Source organism: Pseudooceanicola profundi (assembly GCF_050897955.1).
Lineage (GTDB): Bacteria > Pseudomonadota > Alphaproteobacteria > Rhodobacterales > Rhodobacteraceae > Pseudooceanicola.
Genome location: NZ_JBPAXZ010000001.1, coordinates 2,874,333 through 2,898,948, shown reverse-complemented (window position 1 = coordinate 2,898,948; position 24,616 = coordinate 2,874,333). Strand labels below are relative to the sequence as shown.

Genomic DNA, 24,616 nt, shown 5'->3' with positions numbered 1-24,616 from the left:
TCGCACAATGTCCGGTAACGCCGCTCGCCGCGCCCCGCCCTGCCCTGTCCTGCCCTGTCGGCCTCTAGGCCTGGTCCCGCAGGGCCGGGCGTTTCCGGGGCCAGCCGGTTTCCGCGTGCCAGCCCTGCGCCAGCTGCAGCACCTCCAGATCGCCCTTCACGGGCCCGACGATCTGCAACCCGATCGGCATCCCCTCCGGCCCGAACCCGGCCGGGACCGCAACCGCCGGCAGGCCAAGAATGGAGGCCGGGATCACGCATTCCATCCAGCGGTGATAGGTGTCCATCGCGACGCCCGCGATCTCCTTCGGATGATCCCAGTCGATGGGGAAGGGCCAGCACTGCGCCGTCGGCATGACCAGCGCGTCGACCTCTGCAAACAGCTCCATGGCGCGGCGGAACCAGCGCGACCGAGTGGCGCTGGCCCTGAGGATATCCCCGGCCGAGAGCGCCCTGCCCTGCTCGATCTCCCAGATCGCGTCGCGCCGGAGCAGAGGGCGGTTCTCCGGCACGTCCAGCAGCGGCCCTTCGGACCCCGCAACGGCAAGGGACCGCAGATCGATCCAGGCCTGCCAGAGCGCCTCTGCCGGGAAAGGCGCGGGCAGCGGCACGATCTCGCATCCCAGCGCCTCAAAGCTCTTCAGTGCCGCCTCGCAATGCGCCAGCAGCCCGTCCTCCATCGGCCAGGCCCCGCCCCAGTCGCCGACCCAGCCGATGCGACGGCCCTTGAGGTCCGCCTTCAGACGGCCCGTCACCCGCGGCGCGTCAAAGGACAGCGGCAGGCGCGGATCGGCCCCCGACATCACGTCGAGCAGCTGGCCAAGGTCTTCTGGACTGCGCGCCATGGGCCCGGCCGTCGCGAGCAGATGCAGATAGAGATCGCCCTCCGATGATGCCGGCACGCGTCCCCGTGTCGGTCGGAACCCGTAGACATTGCCCCAGCCCGCGGGGTTGCGCAGGCTGCCCATCATATCGGACCCGTCCGCGACCCATTGCATGCCGGTGGCCAGCGCAACGGCCGTCCCGCCGGACGACCCTCCGGCGCTGCGCCCTGGTGCATAGGCGTTCTGCGTCGCGCCATAGACCGGATTGACCGTATGACTGCCCAGACCGAATTCCGGCGTGTTGGTCTTGCCGATGACTATGGCCCCCGCCGCCCGCATACGCGCCACAAACAGCGAATCCGTCTCCGCCGGCCCGGCGCCGGCGAAGAGCGGTGATCCGCGGCTGGTTGGAAGGCCCGCCGCATCCGACAGGTCCTTCACGGCCACGGGGATGCCATGCAACCAGCCCTGCGGCGACCGGGTGTCGGCGCTCCGCGCCTCTGCCATCGCCGCGTCGCGATCACGCAACGCCACAATGGCGTTCACGCCCGCGTTCACCGCCTCGATCCGGTCGAAGCAGGCGGCCATGACCTCTGCGCAGGACACCTCCCTTGCGGCAATCAGCTCCGACAGTCGGGTGGCGTCTAATGTGGTCAGGTCCATAAGTCGGCTCCGGTCTTTTTCATAATCTGCGCCCGTCGCGGCCGGAAGGAAAGCCCGGGCCCCGTCGAAATCCCTCCCGTCGCGTTTCGCAACAGGTGACAGAGGGCACCGCCCCGCCTAGGCTGATCCCAGCCGTCGCTGCTGGAGTATCCCGATGATCCGCCTGTTCCCCGCCCTCGCCCTCGCCCTGGCCCTGCCCGCGATGGCCGCCGCCGCCCCCTGCGGCAATACCTCCGCCGGGTTCGATAACTGGAAACGCGCCTTCGCGGCAGAGGCACAGCAGGCCGGGGTGGGCCCGCGCGGGTTACAGGCCCTTGCGGCGGTGCAATATTCCAACGGCACGATCGGCGCCGATCGCAAACAGACCGGCGTCAGATATTCGCTGAACGACTTCATGCGGATCCGGGGCGTCGATGCCATCGTCAATATCGGCCGCAAGAAAAAGGCGGCAAACCCCGCTTTCTATGCCGCGATCGAACAGCGCTACGGGGTGCCCGCAGGCGTCCTGCTGGCGATCCACGGCATGGAGTCGGGCTTTGGGTCGACCTTCGGCAAATACCACGTGCTCAGCTCCAATGCGACGGTGGCCTATGACTGCCGGAGGTCGGAGTTCTTCACCCGCCATCTGCTGGCCGCGCTGACGCTGGTAGACCGCGGCTGGCTCGACCCGAATGCCCGTGGCGCGGCCCATGGTGAGATCGGCCATACCCAGTTTCTGGCCGGCAATGTTCTGGCCTACGGTCAGGACGGTGACGGCAACGGCCGGGTCGATCTCTACAATCTGACCGATGCCATGGCCTCCACCGCCAATTTCCTGCGCCAGAAAGGCTGGCAGCCGGGGCAGAGCTATGCCGAGGGCAGCCGCAATTTCCGCGTCCTGAACAACTGGAATGCCGCAACGGTCTACCAGCAGGCCATCGCCATTGCCGGGGCGCGCATCGACGGCTGAGCCCGGCCCTTACCTGGCACAGATACCGGGCTCAGCCCCAGCCCGGCTCGACCGTCACCGACCAGACAAAGCGCATGGCCTCCTTCGGCGCCAGCGTCACCGTTCCGGGCCTGTCCTCGATGGCCGGCCCCGCACCCAGACGGGCGGCAATCCCATGCCAGGGCTCGATGCAGATAAAGGGCGCGCCGGGCGGCTGCCAGATACCCAGGCGCGGCAGGTTCTCCATCTCAAAGCGCAGCACGGGGCCGCGATCCGCCCCATAGCGCAGCACCGCCCCCGTCCCCTCTTCAAAGACCAGCGCATTGGCCTCGAACAGGGCCGGATCAAGCACCATTTCGCCACCCCGAAACGGCGAGTCCTCGCGCCCTGCCGTCAGCAATCCGTCCGACAGCCGTGTCACCTGCGGGGCCGCGCCGTTCTCCAGCACCACACGATGCGGCAGGCCCTCCGCCCCGGGCAGCGGCCAGCAGAAGGCCGGGTGAAATCCCAGACCGAAGGGCAGATCGACCTCGCCTGGATTGGCCACTTCCGCCGCCACGCTCAGGCTCGACCCCTCTACCCGATGGGTCAGCGACAGCTCGAAATCCCGCGGAAAGACAGCGCGCGTCTCGGCATCCGCCACCAGCCGATGCGTCACCTGGTCCGGCGCCACCGCAACCCGCTCAAAAATCCGGCGCCGGGCAAAACCATGCTGCGACATCCCGGCCCCGGCGCCGCCCACCGATATCCGGTCTTCCGGCGCCCGCCCCACAATGGGGAACAGAACCGGCGATCGCCCCCCCCACCAGGCCGCATCGCCATGCCAGAGCAGCGCCCGCCCCAGATGGCTCAGCGCCTGCATCTCCGCCCCCAGATCCGACACGGCAACACGCAGCTCCTGCGTGCCGATTTCGGTGATCTCCGGTTCCGCCATGACCAAATGCTCCTTCTGCCTCACCCGACCCTGCCACAGGCCGGCTGCCCCAGACCAGAGCCCCCTTCCTCTTGCCCAAAATATCCCGGGAGGTGCGGAGGGCAGCGCCCTCCGCTTCCGCAATCGGCCGCCCGCGCCCCGGCTCAGAACGGCATCGGGCGCAGGGGGGCATCTGAGTGACCCTCCCGCCGCCCCGCGCCCACGCGATCTCCGGAGGAGATCGCAGATATCCTGTGCGGCGCAGCCGCTCCGCTGGATCAGATCAGAGGGATCAGAAAAGCCCGATCAGACTGGCCCGGTCAGACTGGGGGCGTCAGTCTTCCGCCGTGGCCTCGGCGCGGGACTTGCCGGAGACATCCATGGCCAGCGTCGCCGCCATGAACCCGTCCAGATCGCCGTCCAGCACCCCCTGCGTGTCAGAGGTCTCATGCGCCGTCCGCAGGTCCTTCACCATCTGGTAGGGCTGCAGAACGTAGGACCGGATCTGGTTGCCCCATCCGGCGGAGCCCTTGGATTCATGCGCCTCGTTGATCGCCGCGTTCCGGCGATCCAGCTCCAGCTGGTAGAGCCGGGATTTCAGCGCCTTCATGGCGATGTCGCGGTTCTGGTGCTGCGATTTCTCAGACGACGTCACCACGATCCCCGTGGGATGGTGGGTGATCCGCACCGCCGAGTCGGTCGTGTTCACGTGCTGCCCGCCCGCGCCGGAGGACCGGTAGGTATCGATCCGGATGTCCGAGGGGTTCACCTCGATCTCGATATTGTCATCCACCACCGGGTAGACCCAGACAGAGGCAAAAGACGTCTCCCGCGTGCCCTTGCCGAAGGGAGATATCCGGACCAGACGGTGCACGCCGCTCTCGGATTTCAGCCAGCCATAGGCGTTGTGGCCCGAAATCTTGTAGGCCACGGATTTGATCCCGGCCTCGGCGCCGGCTTCTTCGGATTGCAGCTCCACCTTGTAGCCGCGCTTCTCGGCCCAGCGGACATACATCCGCTGCAGCATATTGGCCCAGTCGCAGGCCTCCGTGCCGCCGGCGCCGGCGTTGATCTCAAGGAAGGTATCGTTGCTGTCCGCCTCGCCGTTCAGCAGCGCCTCCAGCTCCTTCTCCGCCGCGCGGGCCTTCAGCGCCTTGAGCGCGGCCTCGGCATCGGCGACGACCTCCTCGTCCTCTTCCATCTCGCCCAGCTCGATCAGCTCGACATTGTCGGACAGGTCCTGCTTGATGCTGTCATGCACGGCGATCTGGTCGACCAGCGCCTGCCGGTCGCGCATCAGCGCCTGCGCCTTTTCCGGATCGTCCCAGAGGTTGGGGTCCTCAACCCGCGCGTTGAACTCCTCCAGCCGGTGCTGGACCGTCTTCCAGTCCATGCGCTGGCGCAGCAGCTCCAGCGATTTCTCGATGTCTGAGACGATGTTCTGGGTCTCTGCGCGCATGGTCCGTCCGTTCCTTGGCTCAAGTGCTGCGTGATAGCGCGAAGGGGCCAGACGGGCAAGGGAGGGGCGGTTCAAAAGCCGGTCATTCCCGCGCCGGACGGTGCACCGCGACCCCGGCCATCACCAGCACCACGCCCAGCCCCTCCTGCCAGGTGGGGGTCTGGCGCAGGACCAGCGCGCCGATCACCGCCGCCATCGCGGGCAGCAGCGCCAGCATCAGCGCGAAGGTCGCCCGCGGCAGCCGCGCCATGGCCAGCTGGTCGCAGACATAGGGGATGACCGAGGAACAGATACCCACGCCGATGCCCGCCAGGATCAGCAGCGGCTGGTCAAAGGCCCGCGCCGCCTGCACCAGACCAATCGGGCAGACCACGACAAAGGCCACGGACATGGCCGCCCCCAGCCGCGCGACGCCATCCACCGCGCCGCCGCGCGACAGCCGGTGGCCCAGCACGACATAGAGCACGAAGAGCCCCCCGTTCAGCGCCGCCCAGGCCAGTCCCACCGGGTCGTTCAGTGCGACCGCAGCGCCGGTCCGCAGCGACCCGAGGCCCAGCAGCAGTGCCACACCGCCGATCGCCAACACCAGCGCCAGCCCGTTGCGCGGGCTGCGCAGGCCCCAGGCGGCCAGAAGGATCGTGCCCAGAAATTCCAGCGCCGCGACCAGCGCCATCGGCAGCCGGTCGAGCGCGAGGTAGAAAGAGGAATTCATCACGGCAAGCACCAGCCCAAGGGCAATAACCAGCCGCCGCTCCGCCCCTCTCATCCGGGCAAAGACCGTCCAGGGTCGGGTCAACGGCGCAAAGACCAGCGCGGCCGAGGCGATGCGGAACCAGGCCACGCCCAGCACGCCCACCTCCGGGAAAAGCAGCACGGCAAAGGCCGGGCCGAGGTAATGGAAGACGGCAGATATGCCGAACCAGAGGTGCGGCGGCAGGTGATCGGCGGGGCGGGAGCCTTGGGGCTGGACAGAGGAGGTCATACCGGCAGTATGGAAGGCAACCTTTCCCAGATGAATGGATTTTGACCATGTCAGATGAGCTATTTGCCTACGAAGAGAATGCTCATGGCCGCAATCACCTTCGATCCGCGGAACCGCTGCTCGATGCAAGGGACCTCGCGATTCTCGACCTTCTGACCCGCGATGCCCGGCTATCGCGGGCAGAGATCGCCCGGCGCATCGGCCTGTCGGCCCCGGCGGCAGGCGAACGCATCCAGCGGCTGGAGGAGGCGGGGATCATCACCGGCTATCACGCCCGGATCGACCCCGCGCGCCTTGGCTATGCGCTGACGGTGATCATCCGCGCCCGGCCCAGCCCCGGCCGATTGTCGGAAATGGCCAAGGCCATCGCGATGAGCCCGGAGATCACCAGTTGCGACCGGGTCTCGGGCGAGGATTGCTTCATCGCCCGGGCCCATGTCCGTTCGGTCTCCGAGATGGAGGTGGTGATCGACCGGCTGATCCCCTTCGGGTCGACCAATACCGCGCTGGTGCAGTCGCAGACGGTGCCGGACCGCCCCCTGCCCCGTCTTACCCGCAGATAGGGCTCAATACAGCCCGCCGGAGCTGAGCGTGCCAAAGGTCGCCTTGGGTCCAACCACGGCCTTGCGCCCGCTGGAGGTCGTGACCTCGCGGATGGTCCCGCGTGCCTCTTCGAACAGGGGCAGATCGGCGCCCATGGCGAAACCACCGTCAAAGGTGATGCCAAAGATCGGCTCTTCGCCATCGCGGAAATATTCCGCCACGACATTGTCACCCGACGCGCCGTCAGGCAGCCGCGCCCCGGTGAACCGGTCGATATTGATGAAATGGCCGCCGGGGGGCACGCGGAACTTGCCGCCGCCGTATTTCTTGATCGCCTCACTCATGAAGCGTTGAAACACCGGGCCGCAGAACCCGCCGCCCGAGGCGCCACGGCCCAGCGGTTTGGGATCGTCATAGCCGATGTAACAGCCGGCGACGACGCTGTTGGTAAAGCCGATGAACCAGACGTCCTTGGCATCGTTGGTGGTGCCGGTCTTGCCGGCCGTGGGCACCGGCAGATTGACCGTCGCCGAGGCCGTGCCGCGCTGCACCACGCCCTGCATCATGGAGGTCAGCTGATAGGCGGTGATGGCATCCATCACCCGCGCCCGGTCCGACACGATCCGCGGCGACAGATGCCGCGACACGTTCGGATCAGAACATTCGACGCAATCGCGCTGATCATGGCGATAGATCGTCTTGCCGTAGCGGTCCTGCACCCGGTCCACCAGCGTCGGCTCCACCCGTTCGCCACCATTGGCGAACATCGCATAGGCCGAGACCATCTTGTAGAGCGTCGTCTCCTCGGAGCCCAATGCATTGGCGAGGTAGGGGCCCATGTTCTCATAGACGCCAAAGCGTTCGGCATAGGAGGCAACGACATCCATGCCGACCTCCTGCGCCAGACGGATGGTCATCACGTTCCGGGACCGTTCAATGCCGGTCCGCAGCGGCGTGGGACCGTAGAACTGATGGCTGGCATTCATCGGGCGCCACATGCCCTGCGGCGTGTCGATCTCGATCGGGGCATCGACGATAATGGTCGCCGGCGTATAGCCGCTGTCCAGCGCCGAGGCATAGACAAAGGGCTTGAAGCTCGACCCCGGCTGCCGCCGGGCCTGGGTCGCCCGGTTAAAGACCGAATTCTGGTAGCTGAAGCCGCCCTGCATGGCGATCACCCGGCCGGTGTTGACGTCCATGGCCATGAAACCGCCCTGCACCTTGGGAATCTGGCGCAGGGTCCAGCGGATAAAGGCGCCGCTGTCGTCGTCGGTCATGCGCCGGACATGAACAACATCGCCGATCGAAAAGTTGTCGTGGAAATTGCCGCTCATCCAGCGGATATCCTCACGCGGGACGACAAAGGGCTCCGCCTCCGTTTCCTGCACGCCCTCGATCCCGAGGCGGATTTGCTGATCGCCGACCTCAAGCACGACGGCCGGATACCACTGGCTGTCGAGCGTGACGTCGCGCGCGACGCGGACGTCGGACAGAGCGGCACGCCAGGCCTCTTCGGTTTCCAGATTGGCGGGGTCGATGGTCTTGCCCGTGCCGTTCCACCGGCCCAGGCCCCGGTCATATTGCTCCAGCTGCCGTTCCAGGCTGTGGGCGGCGATGACCTGCATCTCTGGGTCGATGGTGGCGCGTACGGTGAAGCCGCCGGTAAAGAATTCGCCCTCACCAAAATCGCGCGACAGCTGACGGCGGATTTCATCGGTGAAATAGTCGCGCGGCGGCCGTTCGACGCGATAGCTCTCGAAGTCGCCATTCTGAACCGACCGCATGGGCAGCGCCACTTCGTGCTCGTAGACGGCATCCGTCAGGTAGCCGTTCTCGCGCATCTCGCGCAGCACGTAGTTGCGGCGCTCCAGCAGCCGGTCGTGATTGCGCACCGGGTGGTAATCCGACGGCGCCTTGGGCATGGAGGCCAGCATCGCCGCCTCATGCGGGGCCAGTTCGGACAGGGATTTGTTGAAATAGGTCTGGGCGGCGGCGGCCACACCGTAGGAGTTCTGACCGAGGAAGATCTCATTCAGATAAAGTTCAAGGATCTTGTCCTTGGGCAGGGTGTCCTCCAGCCGCGCGGCCAGGATGATTTCCTTGATCTTCCGCTCGATCCGGCGGTCGCCGGACAGCAGGAAGTTCTTCATCACCTGCTGGGTGATGGTGGAGGCGCCGCGCACATTCCGGCCCTTGGATTTCACCGCCTCGACCATGGCGGCCAGGATGCCGCGGGTGTCATAGCCGGCATGGGTGTAGAAATTCTTGTCCTCGGCGGAAATGAACGCCTCTTTTACCAGGTCCGGAATTTCATCGGCAGGGGCGAACAGGCGACGCTCGACGGCGAATTCATCGATGATCTTGCCTTCGGAGGAATAGATCCGGCTGATCGTCTTGGGTTGATACTGCGCCAGGCTCTCATGGCTGGGCAGATCCCGACCATAGACCCAGAAGACCGCGCCAATAGACAGGGCGATCACGGCGGCACCCATGGTCAGGAACGAAAAGATCGTGCCGAAGAATGAGAGAATGAATCGAAGCATCCGGTCCTCGTGTTTGCGGCCTAGTATACGCTGTGCTGTCGCGGGTCAAAACACGATGATGTTGCTGGCGGCAAAATATCTCCCGACGCCGGGAGTGCCGGTCACTGGCGGATCAGCGGCCGCAGCGCCAGATCCTCCTGGTGCCAGTCGGCGATGGCGGCGGCAAGCGCCTGCGCAAATTTGTCGAGAAAGGCCGGATCGGACAGGTTGGCCCGGTCACCGGCGGATGACAGGAACCCCACCTCGATCAGAACCGATGGGATATCGGCCGCCTTGAGCACCGAAAAGTCGGCGGCGCGCAGCGCATGGGCATTGAGCGGCGCCCCGGAGGCCCGGATCCGCGTGGCCAGCGCCTGGGCCAGCCGTGCGGTTCGCGGGACGGTTTCCTGCCGCGCCAGATCCATCAGCACGCCGGCCACCACATCATCCTTGCCGGTCAGATCGACGCCGGACAGCAGGTCGTCCCGGTCGTGCCGCTCTGCCAGTTTTTCCGACGCCTCGTCGGAGGCGGTGTCCGACAGGGTATATATGACCGCCCCGTCGGCGCGGCCAAAGGCCAGAAAATCGGCATGCAGGGACAGAAACAGGTCTGCCCCCTGTTCATGGGCCATGGCGACACGGCGTTCGAGCGGCACAAAACTGTCCTCCGTCCGGGTCAGGACGGCCCGGGCCTCGCCGCTGCGTCGCAGTTCATCGCGCAGCTTCCGGGCAAGCGTCAGCATAAGCTCTTTTTCCACCAGCCCGCCCTGCACGGCGCCGGGATCGATGCCGCCATGTCCGGGGTCGATCATGACGGTGAGCGGGTGATCGGCGGGCGGCCGTTCCGCCGTCGCCGCAGGAGCGGGGAGATCGAACCGCGGGTCGTTCGGCGCCCCCGCCGTGGCGCGGAAGCGGTCCGGCTGATCTGGCGAAAACGTCACGTTCAGCCTGGCAGCGCCACTGTCCGGATCGACCTTCATCGAGGAGACGCTCAGCCGCATCGGCGCGGCAAGGGTCAGAACCAGCCGGCTCCAGCCCGGGCGGAAGCTGCCAAACCTCACATCGGTCAGCCGGGGGCTGCGGCCCAGATCACCGGGGGTCAGCGCGCCCCAGTCGATTTCACGAAAATCCAGCACGATCCGCCAGGGATCGTCGAGGTGGAAAACCCGCCATGGAACGCCCTGGCTGAGCGCGAGGGTCAGCTCAAGCTCCGTGCCCCGGTCCTGAAAGCCGCTGTTCCCCGCGTCGATCTGTGCCAATGCCGAGAAGCCCGGCATGCCGTCCGGATCGGCGGATTGCGCCACCGACGGCCCGGCCAGCCCGGTCATCGCCAGCCAGATCAACATTACAACCGCGGGAAATCTGCACATGTTCGAGCCCGTATCCCGGCCTGTCTCCGGCCGCTTCGGCGACAATCTAGGCCAGGGCGATGCAATTGGAAATGGCTGGCGTAGGAGGCCCGCCGAGATGGCGGTCCGGAAGAGCCCGCCCGGCAGGTATCGGTAAGACCTGGATGGCGATCCCTGAAGGACTCGAACCCTCAACCTGCTGATTAGAAGTCAGCTGCTCTATCCAGTTGAGCTAAGGGACCGCTGGGCCGCCTTGTCCGGCATTTGCGCCGCTTTGGCAAGCGTCGCGACGGCGGGGGCGCTGCCCCCGCACCCCCGGAGTATTTCTGGAAAGATGAAGGGGTAGGATGGGTGCTTGCACCCATCGCGGGTCAGTGCGTCCAGACCTGACGGCGGGATGTGGCGAAATTCTCGCCGTAGCCGCCGGGCCGGATGTTCGCCTTGCGGCTCTGCGGGTCCTGTACGACGGCGTCGATACCATGTGCCCTGGCGTATTCCAGCGCGTCTTCCCTGGTGGCAAAGCTCAGCCGGACCTGCGCCTGGGTATCGGCATTGGACGTCCAGCCCATCAGAGGATCGACTTCCCGTGCGGTGTCCGAGACAAAATCCAGCACCCATTGCTTTGACTTGGCCGTGCCGGATTGCATGGCATTGCGGGCGGGGCGATAGATACGTGCGGACATCGGCTGCTCCTTTTGACCCGCTGCTTATCCGCCATGACGGCGGCGCAGGCAAGGAAAACCGGTATCAGGCACGGGACAGCTGTGCTTGGCAGGGGAACGCCACGGGCAGATGCCAGAACCGCGGGAGCGAAGGGTGGGTAAGGAGCGATCCCGGCGCCATGACCCGTGGCGTTAAAGAAATATTCCCACGTCACCTTAATTTCGGCAATAAGAGAAATTCAGCCGCAATCGCCTCGTCCACGAGAGGATAAAGCAGTTTCAAGGCGCTAGGCATAATCCGCGAATTGCGCAAGCATGGCATTACATCTTTGGAAAACGCGTATTTCGTGTGCCCGCCACCCGAGCGACCCGTTCATTCGATTCGATCCGCGGGCGAATCCCCGCAATAATCGTGATAAATTACGCGTATTCCGTGCGCCGATGCAATCTCGCCTCTGAGTTGATTCGCGAACTTCTGTTCTTTCTGAATAGTTCGCTCAATTTGCCTGAGGCGACGTCCGGCAGCTGTTCCTGACATGTTGTGACAGGAGGCGGGGTTGATCCTGACGCCGGCTGCGCCAAAATCCTGTACGACCCCGGAGAATCATCTGATGACACCTGCCTCCACCTCGGCTTTCCCTCTGCAGCAGGAGGATGTGCGTGCCCGGCCCAAGCTGGAGGGCGGCAAACGGCTGGTCATGCAGACCTCTTTTGATCCGGCGGGGGACCAGCCCACCGCTATTGCGGAGCTGTCGCAGGGCGTAATTTCGGGTGAACGGGATCAGGTGCTGCTGGGCGCGACGGGCACCGGCAAGACCTTTACCATGGCCAAGATCATCGAGGAGACGCAGCGCCCGGCGATCATCCTTGCGCCCAACAAGACGCTGGCGGCGCAATTGTACGGGGAATTCAAGGGCTTCTTCCCGGAGAATGCCGTTGAGTATTTCGTAAGCTATTACGATTACTACCAGCCGGAGGCGTATGTGCCCCGGTCGGATACGTATATCGAGAAGGAGAGCCAGATTAACGAACAGATCGACCGGATGCGCCATTCGGCCACCCGGGCGCTGCTGGAGCGGGACGATGTCGTGATCGTCGCCTCAGTCTCCTGCATCTACGGTATCGGCTCGGTCGAAACCTACGGGGCAATGACGCAGGATCTGAAGGCCGGCGGAAATTATGACCAGCGGCAGGTGATTGCCGATCTGGTCGCGCAGCAGTACCGGCGCAACGATCAGGGGTTCCAGCGGGGGTCGTTCCGGGTGCGCGGGGATTCACTGGAAATTTGGCCCGCCCACCTTGAGGACCGCGCCTGGCGGCTGTCCTTCTTTGGCGAGGAGCTGGAGGCGATTCAGGAATTCGACCCGCTCACTGGCACGAAGACCGACACGTTCGACCATATCCGGGTCTATGCCAACAGCCATTACGTGACGCCGAAGCCGACGATGCAGCAGGCCGTTGTGTCGATCAAGAAAGAGCTGAAGGAGCGTCTGGCGCAGCTGGTGAACGAGGGCAAACTGCTGGAGGCGCAGCGGCTGGAGCAGCGCACGAATTTCGATATCGAGATGCTGGAGGCCACTGGCGTCTGCAACGGGATCGAGAATTATTCGCGTTACCTGACGGGCCGCGCGCCCGGGGAGCCGCCGCCGACGCTGTTTGAGTTCATCCCCGACAATGCCATCGTCTTTGCCGATGAATCCCATGTGTCGATCCCGCAGATCGGCGGCATGTACCGGGGCGACTACCGGCGCAAATTCACCCTGGCCGAACATGGCTTCCGCCTGCCGTCCTGCATGGACAACCGCCCGCTGAAGTTCGAGGAATGGGATGCGATGCGGCCGCAGTCGGTCTATGTCTCCGCCACGCCCGGATCATGGGAGATGGAGCAGACCGGCGGTGTCTTTACCGAGCAGGTGATCCGGCCGACCGGGCTGCTCGATCCGCAGGTGGAGATCCGGCCGGTCTCCATGCAGGTGGACGATCTGCTGGACGAGATCCGCAAGGTCACGGCGGATGGCTACCGCACGCTGGTGACGACGCTGACCAAGCGGATGGCGGAGGATCTGACGGAATATCTGCATGAACAGGGCATCAAGGTGCGCTACATGCATTCCGATATCGACACGATAGAACGCATTGAAATCCTTCGGGATCTGCGGCTTGGCGCCTTTGACGTGCTGATCGGCATCAACCTGCTGCGCGAGGGGCTCGATATCCCCGAATGCGGTCTGGTGGCCATTCTGGACGCCGACAAGGAGGGCTTCCTGCGGTCCGAAACCTCGCTGATCCAGACCATCGGCCGGGCGGCGCGGAATGCCGATGGCCGGGTTATCATGTATGCCGACCGCATCACCGGCTCGATGGAGCGGGCGCTGGCCGAAACCGACCGGCGGCGCGAAAAGCAGGTCGCCTATAACGAGGAGCATGGGATCACCCCCGCCACGGTCAAGAAGAACGTGGAGGATATCCTCGCCGGTCTCTACCAGGGCGATGTGGACATGAACCGCGTCACCGCCAAGGTCGACAAGCCGATGCATGGCGCCAATCTGCAGGCCCATCTGGACGGGCTGCGCGACGCGATGCGCAAGGCGGCGGAGAACCTCGAATTCGAGGAGGCCGCGCGACTTCGTGATGAGGTCAAGCGGCTGGAGGCGGTCGATCTCGCCGTGTCCGATGACCCGATGGCACGTCAGGCGGCGGTGGAGGCCGCGTCGGAGGCGGCCGTCAAATCCCGCGGCCGGTCCACGGCGGGGCGCCCGGGGCAGCGCGGGGGCAATGTGCAGCGGCGGAAGAAGCGGTAGGTGCTGGACCTGTCGGCAGGGTCAAGTCATCTCTACCCCGGGGCGCGGCTCAGGGTCATCTCCGGGGACGGGTCCGACGCGGTCATCCGCTTTGCCGACGGGACATCCGCCCGCGCCGAAGTGTCAGGAGACAGGCTGGCGGTCGAAGCACATGTGACCGGGGCAGGCACCCGGATCGGCGCGAAGGTCTGGCGCTTGACGCCCGAAGACGACGGGTATCGTGTCAAAGCCCGGGAGGTCTGAAGGCCCACTTTGCCGCAAGCCGCTCGCTTTTCCCGCGGGCCGAAACGACCGGGCCTGCCTCAGTCAAAGATCATCTTGCCAATCAGCAGGACAATGGCCGAGCCAAGCAGTGCGGCCAGAACCAACGCCAGAACTCCGCCCGCGGCAAGGCCAACGACCCCGAGCGCCGCAAGGACAATGGGAAGCGCGACCGCTCCGGCCAGCCCGAGCAGCGCGTATCCCATACGGTTGCGCCCGGCCACCGACCCCGCGATGAACCCGGCCAACAGACCGATGACCGCCAAAATGGCAAACATGGTCACACCAATTCCCTGCAGAAGCTCTTCCATCCTGTTCTCCGATGCCGACGACAATGTTCTCCTGGATTAACTGAAACCGCGCCTATCCGGTTCCCGACACCGCGGCGTGGTCTGTTAAGGTCGGGAATTCCTGACTTTCCGTTGCGTCAGCGACGGGCGAAATTTGCAGCACGTCGGGTGCCGTATTCCGGGGCCTGCTATTTCAGGAAAACAAGATGTTTCAGACTTTCTACGGGATCATTTTCTCCCTTCTGACGGCGATTGTCGTCATCGCCGCTGACCTGCTGATCAAAATCGCCGCCGAATCCGGAGAGCGGGTCCTCAGTACATATATGGCCGCCGGGTCAGCGCTTTATGTGCTGTCTGCCGTCATGTGGTTTTTTGCCATGCGGCATATGCCACTGGGGCATGCCGCGGTCGCCTATTCCATGTTCACCCTGATCGGGCTGTTCGTGATCGGCATCACGCATTTCGACGAACCGCTGCAGTGGCGGGAGGGGGTCGGGATCGGGCTGGCGCTGATGGCCATGGCGATCATGCTGACCTGACCTTGGTCGCGGCTGCCCCGCCGGCATTAACCACGACCTGCGAAACCGGGCCGGTTTATCCTTTCGGACAGGTCCCGGCCGGGTCCTGTCGGTGTATATCTGTGCCAACGGCGGCAGAACGGTCGCCCTGATCCCCCTATGACAGACCACGGTGTGGGCCGGTGCAGCCGGCCGCCGTCTGCGCCGACCTCCGCCCCCGACGGAAAGGCCCGGCGCTATGCGTATTCTTATTACCGACTCCACCTGGAACATGGCCATCATCGGCCGCAATCTGCGCGACGCCGGGTTCTATGTGACCGAAGCGGCGGATGGCGACGACATCCTCGAATTTCTCAAGACGTCTCAGCAGGATGCCGTGGTGTTGGACGTTGACCTGCCGCATATGACCGCTTGCGAGCTGCTGCGGCAGATCCGCCGGGTCGATCCGCATATTCCCGTCTGCATCGGCGCCAAAAACTGGTCGGAGGCGGATAGCCTGAAAGCGCTGATCGCGGGGGCGGATGACACGTTCACCTTTGATCATGATGAGGCCGACGCCCTGCCCGCCCGGCTGCGCGCCTATGTCCGGCGCGTTGCGGGCTTTGCCAGTTCCGAGGTCACGGTCGGCGACCTGCAGATCGATATTGACCGGCAGGTGGTCCGGTTCGGTGATCTGCCCATTCGCCTGACCCGGTTGGAATATGAGCTGGTGGAGACCCTCGTTCTGCGCGGCGGCGCGCTGATTACCCGTGACGACATCATGGTACAGCTCTATGCGTTTCAGGATGAACCGGATGCCAAGATCATAGATGTCTATATCTGCCGGATCCGGGCCAAGCTGATGGCCGCAGGTGCCAGCCACAATTTCATCTCGACCGCCTTTGCGCAGGGCTACAGATTATGTGCCCAGCCCATTCCAGAGCGGGCCGTGGCCGCCTGACACTGGCCTGCCCGCCGCTCTGATTGCCGATCCCTCCTGCAAACACCCGCCGGTCTCTCTCCTGGCGGGTGTTTCCCTTCGCCCGTTAAGACTTGATTAACTTTCCGCCCATGAAATTGCCCTGCCGGAACCGGGGGCAAGGGACATGCGCTTGGCAGGTATGCTTTGTGTCTTGTGGGGCTGGCGATGGCTGTCCTTGTCGGGACGCAGGCCGGGACTGGACGCTGAACGGCACGCTCGATCTGCAGGCCGGCGCCCGCCCGGATATCGGTTTGCGGCCGTCGCGGGGCCTGCCGCCGCGCGCCGACCGGCGCCTGCCCCTCTCGGCCGGTCTGGCGCAGGAGCGGCGGCGGCTCTACGCGCTGGCCGGGCTGTCGGTGGGGCGCGGCCTGACACTGCGCAACGGGCTGCACCTTGACCTTGGCGTGGCGCAGAGGGTTGTCGGGGCGCGCGACAATGAGCTGAAGGTCGGGATCTGGCACCGGTTCTGATGCGGGGGGCGCTTGCGACCGGCTGCGGACGCCGCTACCACAGGGAATGACCAATCCGATCCGCCCTACCGATGACGACGCGCGCAGGCTGGCGCGCGACCTGCTGCAGCAGGCCGATCACGCGGCGCTGGCCGTCATCGCGCCGGAGACGGGAGCACCCTCTCTCAGCCGTATCGCGATGGCGCTGGACCCGGCGGGCTGGCCGGTGTCGCTGGTCTCGACCCTCGCGGGGCATACACGGGCGCTGGCGGCCCGGCCGGAGTGTTCGCTGATGGTCGGAGAGGTGGCCGACCGGGGCGATCCGCTGACCCATCCCCGGCTGACCTTGCAGGCCCGCGCCCATCCGGTGATGCGGACGGATGCCGGGTTTGACGCGCTCAGGGCGCATGTGCTGGCACTGCGCCCCAAGACGAAACTGTACATAGATTTCGGCGACTTTCACTTTATCCGGTTTGAGCCGCTCGAAGGTTTTCTGAACGGCGGATTTGGCCGGGCTTTCCAGCTCCGGCCAGAGGACCTGCTGCCGGGCTGACCTCTGCGGGCGCCCTCTGGCCGTGTCGCCTGCCAATGCGCGATTACAGCGGGTTATCCATCCGGATGTTCAGCCTGACCTTGCCTTTGGCGGAACTGCCCCAGTGCAGCTGCACCTGATCGCGGTTGGACCCATGTTCGGTCGAAACATAGGGCATGTCGTGGACGGAGCCGCCCGATCCCGACGTGATCGCCCCCACGGCCACCAGCGCCTCGACCTGCTGGGCCCAGCCGTCAAAGGGCAGACGCTCCGCCGTCGACACCGTCCATGTGGCCGCGGCGGAATTCTGGCTGTGTTCCACCGACACAGGGTTCACCGTCTGGGTCGTGACCAGATTGAAGGCGTTGTTGGAAAACGCGATGTTTTTCATCCGGCTCATATCGAGGCTGGCGAATGAGGTATCGACGCTTTCTACCCGGTCCGTCGAATCGCCAATGATCCGGAAGAGGTTGCCGCTGACGGACATACCGTTGATGAAATGCCCGGGGCCATAGGGTTTGACCACAATAAAGGTGAACCAGGGCGCGACATGGCTCCCCAGAAAGGTGTTGTCGTTAATGGTCATCGCCGAGAAGCTGAGTTCGGAGGCGAAGTCCGGCGACTGGTCGTGTTCATTGCCCCATTCGATAAAGCAGTTGTCGACGTAGTTCCCGGTAAAATTCAGCCGGCAGGAGGGCGAGGTCACGATCAGCCCGGCGGTGCGGACGGCGTTTGCCTGCCCGTCGCCCTGGAAAAAGTGGTTTCCCGCAAACAGGCAGTTGTCGCCTGCGATCACGGCGAAATGGCGCATATGCTGCGACCGGCAATCCCGAATCTTCAGGTCGTTGGCATTGGCGTTGAACCCGATGGAGACCCGCTCGTCGCTGTCTTTGGCGCTTTCGTCCGAATTGAACTGGCAGCGGTCCAGCATCATCCCCTGGTCGCCTGACCCGTGCGATGTGATCCCGCGGTCCCGGGGGCGGGTGAAAAAGCAGTCGCGCATCGTCACGACCGATCCGGCAGGCGCCAGCAGGATGGCCGAACAATCGCCCCAGCACTGGAACTCGATTGAATCGAATCCAAGTTTGTCGATCTTTGAGAAGCCGCTGAAATCCAGCAGGTATTTGAACCGCTTGAAGGTGAAATTCTGGGTCCCGGCCGCGTCATAAAGCGGCCGGCTGAGTGTGATCTGACTGGCCCCGGTGTTTTTGGCGGTGACATAGACCTCTCGCCCGACGCCATTGCCGGTTACCAGCGATCCCACGGCAATCGCGCCGATATTGGCCACGCCGGTCAGTGTGAGCGGGGTGTTTTCGGAATAGCTGGCCTGAGCGGTCACCGTATCGGTGTCAAAGGCGCTGCCGGCGACACATTCGAACTGCCCGTTCCGGATCACCCGCCGCGTCGCGTAGGAGGATTTGTTGGGCACCGCCGCCTGCATGTCGATGGGGGCGGTCACGCGCACACGGCGCCCTCCCATATCCAGGCTTTCATGGTCGGTATTGTTCAGAAGCGCCTGAAATGCCTTGCGAAACCCCTCCTCCTCATCCTTGAAGGCCTCGATGTAGCTGGGAAGGTCAAAGTTCCGCGTCATCGCCAGAATGCTGCCGGTCGGCATGCTGAGCATGCCTTCGCAGCGGACCGGATTGTCCAGCGTGACATCCTCTGTCAGCCGGAATGTCCCCTGGGGGATCAGGATGGTCCGCCCGTCCGCATCAGCATCGGCGGCATTGAAGGCCGGGGCGTCATTGGTCACGCCATTGCCAACCGCGCCATAGTCGCGGACATCGACCCAGCCCATCATATCCCTGAGAAAGGCGGAGGTGATATCTTCGATAACCACATCGTCGATCCGCACGGTACCGCCGGTCGCGCCGGTCAGGTCCAGGCCGAAATAGCCGTATTCCGGTTCGGTGCCCCAGATCATGTCGACACCGGACCGGTTGCCGCTGCCCACGATGGCCGAAACCTCGACCACCTCTCCGTAAGCGTCGAGGCTGACAGAGGGGCCGGTTTCGACCAGCCCCCCGACATGAACGTCGTTATTGCGCCCGGCCCAGCCGGCAATCCGGACATCCGGCAAAGCGCCGGACACGGCCTTGATGCGGATACGTATGCGCAGGTAGCACCCCGGCAGGATCGGCGTCCGCCCCATATATCTGAGCTTCTGGGTGGCACTGGATTTGAGAAGCTCCAGACAGCCGCCAAAATCCTGATCCGCCGGTACGATCGCCGCATTGGGAGAGCTTGCATAGGTGTCAGAGCCGGCGGTGCCATCCTGGCTCGACCACTGCCCCAGCCCCGCCTCGAAAGCGGGCGGCATGAAAAGAATTCCCTCGGTAATCGCCTTGTTCATCGTGTGCCTCTTGTCCCTGGTCTGGCGGGGGCCGGAGGGCCCGCGCAGGTTCAGAGGCAAGAGGTATTACCGGAGTGTTAACAAAACGCTGGGCCAGCGCGCGCCGCCTGCGCCATACACGCAACGGGTGACGCAGTCAGACCGCAGGCATCGGCGCGCGGGTGAAGGTTACGCCGTTGATTTTCCAGCCATCTTCCGTCTCGATCATCTCGTAATCAAGCGTGTGGGCCATGCCTTTGCCGTCGATCACCTCGACCCGCTGCAGGCGTTTTCCGCCCTCCTCCCGCAAATCCAGAAGGCGCACCCGGCCCGGATCGCGGACCATCGGATAGCCCTGTTCGACCATGCGGCCGAAATTACCGGGGGTCCGGAAATAACCTTTGATCATCGGGCTGGCATAGGAAAAGGCCTGCTCCATATCATCGGCGCGAAAGGCCTCAAACTGGCGCAGGACGGTGTCTCCCGGCCCGACCGACTGTGCGGTCAGCGGGGCGGGAAAGAGGCTCAGGACAAGCATCATCAGGGCGATCAGGCGCATGGTATCCTCCGTTCACATCATCAGATACGGCGCCCGGCCCGAAATGGTTTCATCGCCGGCGCGGCGTCACTTCATCAGCTGGCGGAAGGCCCGTTTCAACCGCGGCACGGCGTTGGCCTCGTAACAGCGACCATGGGCGAGGATCACCCGTTCCGGCTCGTGCCGCAGCATCCAGTCGACATGCCCCCGGATATCGATCTTGGACCGCTTGAAGGTCGCCGCAATATCGGGCGGCGTCCGGCCGTCCGGCGTGCGGATCCCGATCAGTTTGACCACCCAGGCCATATACCAGGGCAGATGTCGCGGGTCGAAATTCTCGATCAGATCGGTCACGATCAGGGTTCGGCTCGCATGGTGAAAGAAGACCACCTCGCTCAGCAGCGACGACCCGGTCACCAGCCGGAACGCAATCCGGTTGGCCCAGTCCGGCCCCGTCGCATTGGTCAGAACGCGATCCACCCGGATGGGCACCCGGTAGCGCGCCGCCCGTTTGTCGACGCCGGGCGCCGCCCAGGTCACCGCATCGGGCCGCACCGCCTGCCACTCATGCACCGAAGCATAGTGAATGTTATTCGGCGCCACGATATGGCGAATTGGCCCGATCTCCTCGATCTCGGCCAACAGGTCGTCGGTCAGCCGGATCGGCGAATGCAGCCACATGCCGCCATCGGCCAGCCGCACCACCGTCATCCGGGTCGAGAACGGCATGCCGTAGAACCGGATATGCGGCCCGTCCGCGATCCAGATATTCTGGCCAAACGGCTTCAGCTTGTTAAGCGGCTCATACCCTGTCGCCATGACATACCCCCGAAGACCGGGCCCGCCCCCGGCTTCATCTTTCCGGAAATACTCCCGCCGGAGGCATCGCCCCGCAAGGGGCGACTTTGCGACATATCCGCCGGGACGTGGCGTCAGCCCAGCTTGCCGGCCAGCCCCGCCTCGATCAGCGCGATGGTATTCTCGACGCCGTAGAGCGCGATGAACCCGCCAAAGCGCGGCCCCTGCGACGCGCCCAGCAGCACCTCGTAGAGCGCCTTGAACCAGTCGCGCATCGGGTCGAACCTGTCACGGCCCACGTCAAAGACCACCTGTTGCAGGGCATCGCCATCGACCGGACCGTCGTAGGTCTTCAGACTGTCGCGCAGCGCCTCCAGCGCCTCGCGCTCCTGATCCGTGGGCGCGCGGAAGACCTTCTCCGGCTTCACGAAGTCATTGTAGTAGCGCACCGCATAGCCGGCGGCGGCATCGAGCTGCGGGTTGGCCTCGGGCGTAGCGTCCGGCGCATAGCGGCGGATGAACCCCCAGAGGGTTTCGGTATCCTCGGCGCCTGCGACGGAGGCGAGGTTCAGCAGCATGGAGAAGGGCACAACCATATCCGAGGCCGGCACATCGCCATTGTGGATGTGGAAGACCGGGTTCGCCACCTGCTGGTCGATCGTCTGGCCGGGATAGGCGCGCAGCTGCTGGTGATATTCGTCCATCGCCTTGGGGATGACGTCAAAATACAGCCGCTTGGCCGTCTTGGGCTTGGCGAACATGAAATAGCTCAGGCTCTCGGTCGAGGCATAGGTCAGCCATTCATCGATCGAGATACCGTTGCCGGAAGATTTGGAGATCTTCTGGCCCTTGTCATCAAGGAAGAGCTCATAGGTGAAATGCTCGGGCTTGCGGCCGCCGAGGATCTCGCAGATGCGGTCGTAGATCGGCGTATTGGTCGAGTGGTCCTTGCCGTACATCTCGAAATCGACGTCGAGCGCGGCCCAGCGGGCGCCGAAATCGGGCTTCCACTGGAGTTTGACGTTGCCGCCGGTGACGGGCAGAGTCCATTCGCGGCCGTCCTCATCTTCGAAGGTGATGGTGTAGTCGTCGCGATTGACGGATTTCATGGGCACGTAGAGGACGCGGCCGGTCTCGGGATGGATCGGCAGGAAGATCGAATAGGTCTGCTGCCGCTCTTCCCGGAGCGATTTCAGCATCACCTTCATCACGTCGTCGTATTTCTCGACCGCCTGTTTCAGCACGGCGTCGAACTGGCCGGATTTGTAGAATTCCGTGGCCGAGTAGAATTCATATTCGAACCCGAAGGTGTCGAGGAAACGGCGCAGCATGGCGTTGTTGTGATGGCCAAAGCTCTCGAATTCCTCGAACGGGTCGTAGACGGAGGTCAGAGGCTTCTGGATATCCTCGCGCAGCCGGTCCTGATTGGGGACGTTGCCGGGGATCTTGCGCATGCCGTCCATATCGTCCGAAAAACAGATCAGACGGGTCGGGATGTCGGAGATGACCTCAAAAGCGCGGCGGATCATCGTGGTCCGCAGCACCTCGCCAAAGGTGCCGATATGCGGCAGGCCGGAGGGGCCGTAGCCGGTTTCGAACAGCACATAGCCCTTTTCGGGCGGTGCCTTTTCATACCGTTTGAGCAGCACGCGCGCCTCTTCAAAGGGCCAGGCCTTGGACGTCATACCGGCGTCGCGCAGATCGCTCATTTTGGTCTCCATTGATTCACGGATGCGGGGGGCTGCCTCGCAAGGCCCTCTCTCTATTGCTACGGCCGGAAAGCGTCAATATTCTGCGCCGCGACATGATTTTTCTCCGGAGCGTTCGGATGACAGAGAGCGATATCGATATTGCGGGCGAGCTGACGCCGCTGACACCGCAGGATTGCCTTGTGGTGCTGATGGTGGCGGTCTCTGCCTCCGACACCACCGTGCGGACCTCCGAGCTGATCAAGATCGAGAGCCAGGTCAATACGCTGCCGATTTTCGGAGAGTTCGATATCGACCGGCTGGCGCCGCTGTCGAACCTCGTCTTCGATCTGTTCTCGGAAGAGGACGGGCTGGATGCGCTGTTCGGGTTGATCCGGGACAATCTGCCCGACCGGCTGAACGAGACGGCCTATGCGCTTTGCTGTGACGTGGCCGCGGCCGACGGGGCGATCCGGCAGGGCGAGCTGCGCATGCTGGAAGAGATGCGGGACGAGCTGAACATCGACCGTCTGCATGCCGGCGCGATCGAGCGGGGCGCACGGGCGCGGCATATGACGCTCTGACCTTTCGGCGGGGGATCGCCGGTTGCGGGGTTTCGCCGGTCTTTCGGGATCACGGATGGTTGTTTTGCGCGGGGCGAGGCCCCAGTTGCAAAGTTAACACGTGAAGAAACCCGGACTGAGACCATGAAAAACAGACCTGTCCTTGTCGTCGGCCTTGCGCTGCTCTGCGCGCTGCCCGTGATCGGAACCTTCCTCGATGCGGAGACGCAGGGGGAGCAGGTGGTGCGGGCACAGACCGATATCACGGCGCAGACGCGGGCCTATTGAGGGGTTGGCGCCTCTTCTTTGCCAGATCCGGAAGTCGGGTAGAGGTAGAGCGAGGAGGGCAGCGGCCGGCCGCGGGTGGCTGCGAAGCGGCCGCCCGTCACGCCAGAGGCGTGCCTGGCTGAAGCGGCGCACCTGCGGTGCGACGGGGCGGTCGGCCGCTGCCCGGCGTTGCCGCCGGGCGGCTATTTCGATCTGAGCTCCGATCCTTCTGACCTCGACAGGCGGGGGACATCCCCTACCCGAACGCCGCCACACCCCAGCGCTGCAACAGGGCCTGCTGCAACAGTCGGGAATTGCGGTTCCAGGTCCAGCCGCCGTCGGGGCGTTCGCGCTGCGCCTCTGTCAGGGCGTCACGGCGGGGCACATCGGCAGTGAGGATGGCAAAGGCCATGTCGCGCCCTTCGCGGGTCTGCGCATAGCCCGCGAGGGTGGAGACGAAGTTCAGCGTGCCGGTCTTTGCATGCACCGATAGCGGGTGGTTCTTCATGACCTTGTAGTTCGTATCCCGCATCTCGATCACCTTGAGCAGCGGGCGCAGGCGCTGGCGGGCCAGCGAATGGTTCAGCGCCATGACAAGGTCGCCGGCGGTGGTCCGGCTGTCATCGCCAAGCCCCGAGTGGTCGACCATTTGCGTCTTGGTCATGCCCAGGCGCTCGCGCGCCCATCCGGACATGATCTGCGCGCTGTCTTTGAGATCCCGCGGGCGTCCGGAATATTTCGTTGTCGCGGACAGGCCCACCATCTCGGCTGTGAGGTTGGTGGAGTATTTGAGCATGTCCTTCAGGATGGTTGTCAGCGGAGCACTGTTCCGGCTGACCAGAACCCGGCCCTGCGGCAGGATATCGGTCACCTGCGGCGCGGCCAGGGTCACGCCTTCGGCCTGAAGCAGGCTGCGGAACACCTCTCCGGCGTAGAGTTCGGGCTTGCGCACCGGCAGCCAGCGCGACCCGCCCTTGCCCAGCCCCGACAGCGCCACGGTCCAGTTGTCGGTCCCGCCGCTGTCCTCGTAGGTGTAGAGCGGGGCGCCACGGTCCACGATCCGCATCCGGGCCATGGCCACGGCCGGGCGCACACGGTCAGACCGGGCATCCATTGTCGTGCCCCAGCCATTGCCGGCACGTTTCCATTCGAAATGAACCCGGTTGAAATTGAGCGCCATGCCGGAGACGGAGGGGTTGTAGCCGACCTGTGGCGGCTGGAGCGCGTCGATCTCGTCGTTGTAGGGCAAAGCCCCGCCCCAGACCAGGAACCTGCCTTCGACCCGCTTTAGCCCGGTATTGGCGACCGAGCGGGCCAGCGATACGAGGTTGTCGGTCTCCAGCGTCGGATCGCCGCCGCCCTGCAGGATCAGATCGCCCTTGAGCACGCCGCCCGCGACCTCTCCGGTCACGGTGACGGCGGTTGTGAAGGTGTGATCGGGGCCCAGCGTGTCCAGCGCAAAGAGCGAGGTCAGCGCCTTGGCGACGGAGGCGGGTGGCAGAGGTGCATCGGCGCCGAAGGATTCCAGCTGCTGGCCGGTCTCCGCCTCGGCCACGGCGCAACCGACCTGTCCGGTCAGCTTTGCCCTGGCGACAACCTCTGAGACCGGGGCGACCTGGACGGGGACCGAGCCGGGGCGCGGCACCGGGCGGAGCGAGGTCGCGGGGGCTTCGGCAAGGGTACGGGCGGGGGAAAGCGCCGTCGCGGTCAGCCCTGCGGCAAACCCGGTGATGAAGCGGCGGCGTCCGAGATATCGACTCATGGCGGCACG

The 24,616-nt window shown here is 64.6% G+C and carries 23 protein-coding genes and 1 tRNA gene; 10 read left to right on the top strand and 14 right to left on the bottom strand.

Translation table 11 applies throughout. From position 1 onward, the window contains the following. Positions 1-64: 64 nt before the first annotated feature. Positions 65-1,486: an amidase gene (locus ACRARG_RS14665; protein ID WP_432690754.1), complete on the bottom strand. Its 1,422-nt coding sequence runs from the start codon at positions 1,484-1,486 to the stop codon at positions 65-67. A 154-nt stretch (positions 1,487-1,640) separates the two neighbouring features. On the opposite strand from ACRARG_RS14665, the gene ACRARG_RS14660 reads away from it, so the two are divergent. Beyond that, positions 1,641-2,435 carry a lytic murein transglycosylase gene (locus ACRARG_RS14660; RefSeq protein WP_432690753.1) on the top strand — a complete coding sequence of 265 codons (795 nt, stop codon included), beginning with the start codon at positions 1,641-1,643 and terminating at the stop codon, positions 2,433-2,435. Positions 2,436-2,466: 31 nt separating this feature from the next. Here the strand turns inward: ACRARG_RS14660 and ACRARG_RS14655 are convergent, their stop codons facing one another. The 3 genes from ACRARG_RS14655 to ACRARG_RS14645 all read right to left on the bottom strand — a co-directional run bounded on the left by ACRARG_RS14655 (position 2,467) and on the right by ACRARG_RS14645 (position 5,768). Then, a complete protein-coding gene (locus tag ACRARG_RS14655; RefSeq protein ID WP_432690752.1) occupies positions 2,467-3,348 on the bottom strand; it encodes an aldose 1-epimerase family protein in 882 nt (293 codons plus the stop codon). Between the two features lie 313 nt (positions 3,349-3,661). Further along, positions 3,662-4,786: a peptide chain release factor 2 gene (prfB, locus tag ACRARG_RS14650; RefSeq protein ID WP_432690751.1), complete on the bottom strand. Its 1,125-nt coding sequence runs from the start codon at positions 4,784-4,786 to the stop codon at positions 3,662-3,664. A gap of 82 nt (positions 4,787-4,868) precedes the next feature. Continuing rightward, positions 4,869-5,768, bottom strand: a complete 900-nt coding sequence (locus tag ACRARG_RS14645) for an EamA family transporter (RefSeq protein ID WP_432690750.1) — start codon at positions 5,766-5,768, stop codon at positions 4,869-4,871. Positions 5,769-5,815: 47 nt separating this feature from the next. Between ACRARG_RS14645 and ACRARG_RS14640 the strand changes: the two genes are divergently transcribed. Continuing rightward, entirely contained in the window at positions 5,816-6,331 is a 516-nt protein-coding gene (locus tag ACRARG_RS14640; RefSeq protein ID WP_432690749.1) for an Lrp/AsnC family transcriptional regulator, read from the top strand. 3 nt (positions 6,332-6,334) lie between these two features. Here the strand turns inward: ACRARG_RS14640 and ACRARG_RS14635 are convergent, their stop codons facing one another. The 4 genes from ACRARG_RS14635 to ACRARG_RS14620 form a co-directional block, all read right to left on the bottom strand. Next, a complete protein-coding gene (locus ACRARG_RS14635) occupies positions 6,335-8,854 on the bottom strand; it encodes a penicillin-binding protein 1A (RefSeq protein ID WP_432690748.1) in 2,520 nt (839 codons plus the stop codon). 101 nt (positions 8,855-8,955) lie between these two features. After that, positions 8,956-10,179: an N-acetylmuramoyl-L-alanine amidase gene (locus ACRARG_RS14630; protein WP_432690747.1), complete on the bottom strand. Its 1,224-nt coding sequence runs from the start codon at positions 10,177-10,179 to the stop codon at positions 8,956-8,958. 168 nt (positions 10,180-10,347) lie between these two features. Beyond that, a tRNA-Arg gene (locus ACRARG_RS14625) sits at positions 10,348-10,424 on the bottom strand. A gap of 129 nt (positions 10,425-10,553) precedes the next feature. Further along, positions 10,554-10,865 carry an ETC complex I subunit gene (locus ACRARG_RS14620; RefSeq protein ID WP_432690746.1) on the bottom strand — a complete coding sequence of 104 codons (312 nt, stop codon included), beginning with the start codon at positions 10,863-10,865 and terminating at the stop codon, positions 10,554-10,556. Between the two features lie 590 nt (positions 10,866-11,455). Between ACRARG_RS14620 and uvrB the strand changes: the two genes are divergently transcribed. Both uvrB and ACRARG_RS14610 read left to right on the top strand, forming a co-directional pair. Beyond that, complete coding sequence (gene uvrB / locus ACRARG_RS14615) at positions 11,456-13,645, top strand: excinuclease ABC subunit UvrB (protein WP_432690745.1); 2,190 nt, start codon at positions 11,456-11,458, stop codon at positions 13,643-13,645. After that, on the top strand, positions 13,646-13,888 hold the full coding sequence (locus tag ACRARG_RS14610) for a hypothetical protein (RefSeq protein WP_432690744.1): 243 nt from the start codon (positions 13,646-13,648) through the stop codon (positions 13,886-13,888). It begins immediately after the preceding gene. Positions 13,889-13,947: 59 nt separating this feature from the next. Here the strand turns inward: ACRARG_RS14610 and ACRARG_RS14605 are convergent, their stop codons facing one another. Next, positions 13,948-14,217 (bottom strand): GlsB/YeaQ/YmgE family stress response membrane protein, encoded by a 270-nt coding sequence (locus tag ACRARG_RS14605; protein ID WP_432690743.1) that lies wholly within the window; start codon positions 14,215-14,217, stop codon positions 13,948-13,950. A 185-nt stretch (positions 14,218-14,402) separates the two neighbouring features. Between ACRARG_RS14605 and ACRARG_RS14600 the strand changes: the two genes are divergently transcribed. The 4 genes from ACRARG_RS14600 (at position 14,403) to ACRARG_RS14585 (ending at position 16,677) form a co-directional block, all read left to right on the top strand. Beyond that, positions 14,403-14,735, top strand: a complete 333-nt coding sequence (locus tag ACRARG_RS14600; RefSeq protein ID WP_432690742.1) for a DMT family transporter — start codon at positions 14,403-14,405, stop codon at positions 14,733-14,735. Between the two features lie 217 nt (positions 14,736-14,952). Then, a complete protein-coding gene (locus ACRARG_RS14595) occupies positions 14,953-15,654 on the top strand; it encodes a response regulator transcription factor (protein ID WP_432690741.1) in 702 nt (233 codons plus the stop codon). Between the two features lie 167 nt (positions 15,655-15,821). Continuing rightward, positions 15,822-16,145 carry a hypothetical protein gene (locus ACRARG_RS14590; RefSeq protein WP_432690740.1) on the top strand — a complete coding sequence of 108 codons (324 nt, stop codon included), beginning with the start codon at positions 15,822-15,824 and terminating at the stop codon, positions 16,143-16,145. A gap of 46 nt (positions 16,146-16,191) precedes the next feature. Further along, positions 16,192-16,677: a HugZ family pyridoxamine 5'-phosphate oxidase gene (locus tag ACRARG_RS14585; RefSeq protein ID WP_432690739.1), complete on the top strand. Its 486-nt coding sequence runs from the start codon at positions 16,192-16,194 to the stop codon at positions 16,675-16,677. Positions 16,678-16,720: 43 nt separating this feature from the next. Here the strand turns inward: ACRARG_RS14585 and ACRARG_RS14580 are convergent, their stop codons facing one another. From ACRARG_RS14580 to ACRARG_RS14565, 4 genes are all read right to left on the bottom strand, one after another. Further along, positions 16,721-19,012, bottom strand: coding sequence for a glycosyl hydrolase family 28-related protein (locus ACRARG_RS14580; protein WP_432690738.1), 2,292 nt, complete (start codon positions 19,010-19,012; stop codon positions 16,721-16,723). Positions 19,013-19,148: 136 nt separating this feature from the next. Continuing rightward, positions 19,149-19,550, bottom strand: a complete 402-nt coding sequence (locus ACRARG_RS14575) for a DUF4864 domain-containing protein (RefSeq protein WP_432690737.1) — start codon at positions 19,548-19,550, stop codon at positions 19,149-19,151. 66 nt (positions 19,551-19,616) lie between these two features. Further along, positions 19,617-20,348 carry a DUF4336 domain-containing protein gene (locus tag ACRARG_RS14570; protein ID WP_432690736.1) on the bottom strand — a complete coding sequence of 244 codons (732 nt, stop codon included), beginning with the start codon at positions 20,346-20,348 and terminating at the stop codon, positions 19,617-19,619. A gap of 113 nt (positions 20,349-20,461) precedes the next feature. After that, positions 20,462-22,036, bottom strand: a complete 1,575-nt coding sequence (locus tag ACRARG_RS14565) for a lysine--tRNA ligase (RefSeq protein WP_432690735.1) — start codon at positions 22,034-22,036, stop codon at positions 20,462-20,464. A 119-nt stretch (positions 22,037-22,155) separates the two neighbouring features. On the opposite strand from ACRARG_RS14565, the gene ACRARG_RS14560 reads away from it, so the two are divergent. Both ACRARG_RS14560 and ACRARG_RS14555 read left to right on the top strand, forming a co-directional pair. Continuing rightward, positions 22,156-22,599, top strand: a complete 444-nt coding sequence (locus ACRARG_RS14560) for a tellurite resistance TerB family protein (protein ID WP_432690734.1) — start codon at positions 22,156-22,158, stop codon at positions 22,597-22,599. A 123-nt stretch (positions 22,600-22,722) separates the two neighbouring features. After that, complete coding sequence (locus tag ACRARG_RS14555) at positions 22,723-22,866, top strand: hypothetical protein (RefSeq protein ID WP_432690733.1); 144 nt, start codon at positions 22,723-22,725, stop codon at positions 22,864-22,866. Positions 22,867-23,101: 235 nt separating this feature from the next. On the opposite strand, the gene dacB is transcribed toward ACRARG_RS14555, so the two are convergent. Beyond that, positions 23,102-24,607, bottom strand: coding sequence for a D-alanyl-D-alanine carboxypeptidase/D-alanyl-D-alanine endopeptidase (gene dacB / locus ACRARG_RS14550; RefSeq protein WP_432690732.1), 1,506 nt, complete (start codon positions 24,605-24,607; stop codon positions 23,102-23,104). Positions 24,608-24,616: the final 9 nt, after the last annotated feature.

What these genes read in the sequence shown, in the direction of transcription:
- ACRARG_RS14665 (WP_432690754.1), bottom strand. Translation starts at nt 1,486, where the DNA reads ATGGACCTGACCACATTAGACGCCACCCGACTGTCGGAGCTGATTGCC.
- ACRARG_RS14660 (WP_432690753.1), top strand. Translation starts at nt 1,641, where the DNA reads ATGATCCGCCTGTTCCCCGCCCTCGCCCTCGCCCTGGCCCTGCCCGCG.
- ACRARG_RS14655 (WP_432690752.1), bottom strand. Translation starts at nt 3,348, where the DNA reads ATGGCGGAACCGGAGATCACCGAAATCGGCACGCAGGAGCTGCGTGTT.
- prfB (WP_432690751.1), bottom strand. Translation starts at nt 4,786, where the DNA reads ATGCGCGCAGAGACCCAGAACATCGTCTCAGACATCGAGAAATCGCTG.
- ACRARG_RS14645 (WP_432690750.1), bottom strand. Translation starts at nt 5,768, where the DNA reads ATGACCTCCTCTGTCCAGCCCCAAGGCTCCCGCCCCGCCGATCACCTG.
- ACRARG_RS14640 (WP_432690749.1), top strand. Translation starts at nt 5,816, where the DNA reads ATGTCAGATGAGCTATTTGCCTACGAAGAGAATGCTCATGGCCGCAAT.
- ACRARG_RS14635 (WP_432690748.1), bottom strand. Translation starts at nt 8,854, where the DNA reads ATGCTTCGATTCATTCTCTCATTCTTCGGCACGATCTTTTCGTTCCTG.
- ACRARG_RS14630 (WP_432690747.1), bottom strand. Translation starts at nt 10,179, where the DNA reads ATGTTGATCTGGCTGGCGATGACCGGGCTGGCCGGGCCGTCGGTGGCG.
- ACRARG_RS14620 (WP_432690746.1), bottom strand. Translation starts at nt 10,865, where the DNA reads ATGTCCGCACGTATCTATCGCCCCGCCCGCAATGCCATGCAATCCGGC.
- uvrB (WP_432690745.1), top strand. Translation starts at nt 11,456, where the DNA reads ATGACACCTGCCTCCACCTCGGCTTTCCCTCTGCAGCAGGAGGATGTG.
- ACRARG_RS14605 (WP_432690743.1), bottom strand. Translation starts at nt 14,217, where the DNA reads ATGGAAGAGCTTCTGCAGGGAATTGGTGTGACCATGTTTGCCATTTTG.
- ACRARG_RS14600 (WP_432690742.1), top strand. Translation starts at nt 14,403, where the DNA reads ATGTTTCAGACTTTCTACGGGATCATTTTCTCCCTTCTGACGGCGATT.
- ACRARG_RS14595 (WP_432690741.1), top strand. Translation starts at nt 14,953, where the DNA reads ATGCGTATTCTTATTACCGACTCCACCTGGAACATGGCCATCATCGGC.
- ACRARG_RS14585 (WP_432690739.1), top strand. Translation starts at nt 16,192, where the DNA reads ATGACCAATCCGATCCGCCCTACCGATGACGACGCGCGCAGGCTGGCG.
- ACRARG_RS14580 (WP_432690738.1), bottom strand. Translation starts at nt 19,012, where the DNA reads ATGAACAAGGCGATTACCGAGGGAATTCTTTTCATGCCGCCCGCTTTC.
- ACRARG_RS14575 (WP_432690737.1), bottom strand. Translation starts at nt 19,550, where the DNA reads ATGCGCCTGATCGCCCTGATGATGCTTGTCCTGAGCCTCTTTCCCGCC.
- ACRARG_RS14570 (WP_432690736.1), bottom strand. Translation starts at nt 20,348, where the DNA reads ATGGCGACAGGGTATGAGCCGCTTAACAAGCTGAAGCCGTTTGGCCAG.
- ACRARG_RS14565 (WP_432690735.1), bottom strand. Translation starts at nt 22,036, where the DNA reads ATGAGCGATCTGCGCGACGCCGGTATGACGTCCAAGGCCTGGCCCTTT.
- ACRARG_RS14560 (WP_432690734.1), top strand. Translation starts at nt 22,156, where the DNA reads ATGACAGAGAGCGATATCGATATTGCGGGCGAGCTGACGCCGCTGACA.
- ACRARG_RS14555 (WP_432690733.1), top strand. Translation starts at nt 22,723, where the DNA reads ATGAAAAACAGACCTGTCCTTGTCGTCGGCCTTGCGCTGCTCTGCGCG.
- dacB (WP_432690732.1), bottom strand. Translation starts at nt 24,607, where the DNA reads ATGAGTCGATATCTCGGACGCCGCCGCTTCATCACCGGGTTTGCCGCA.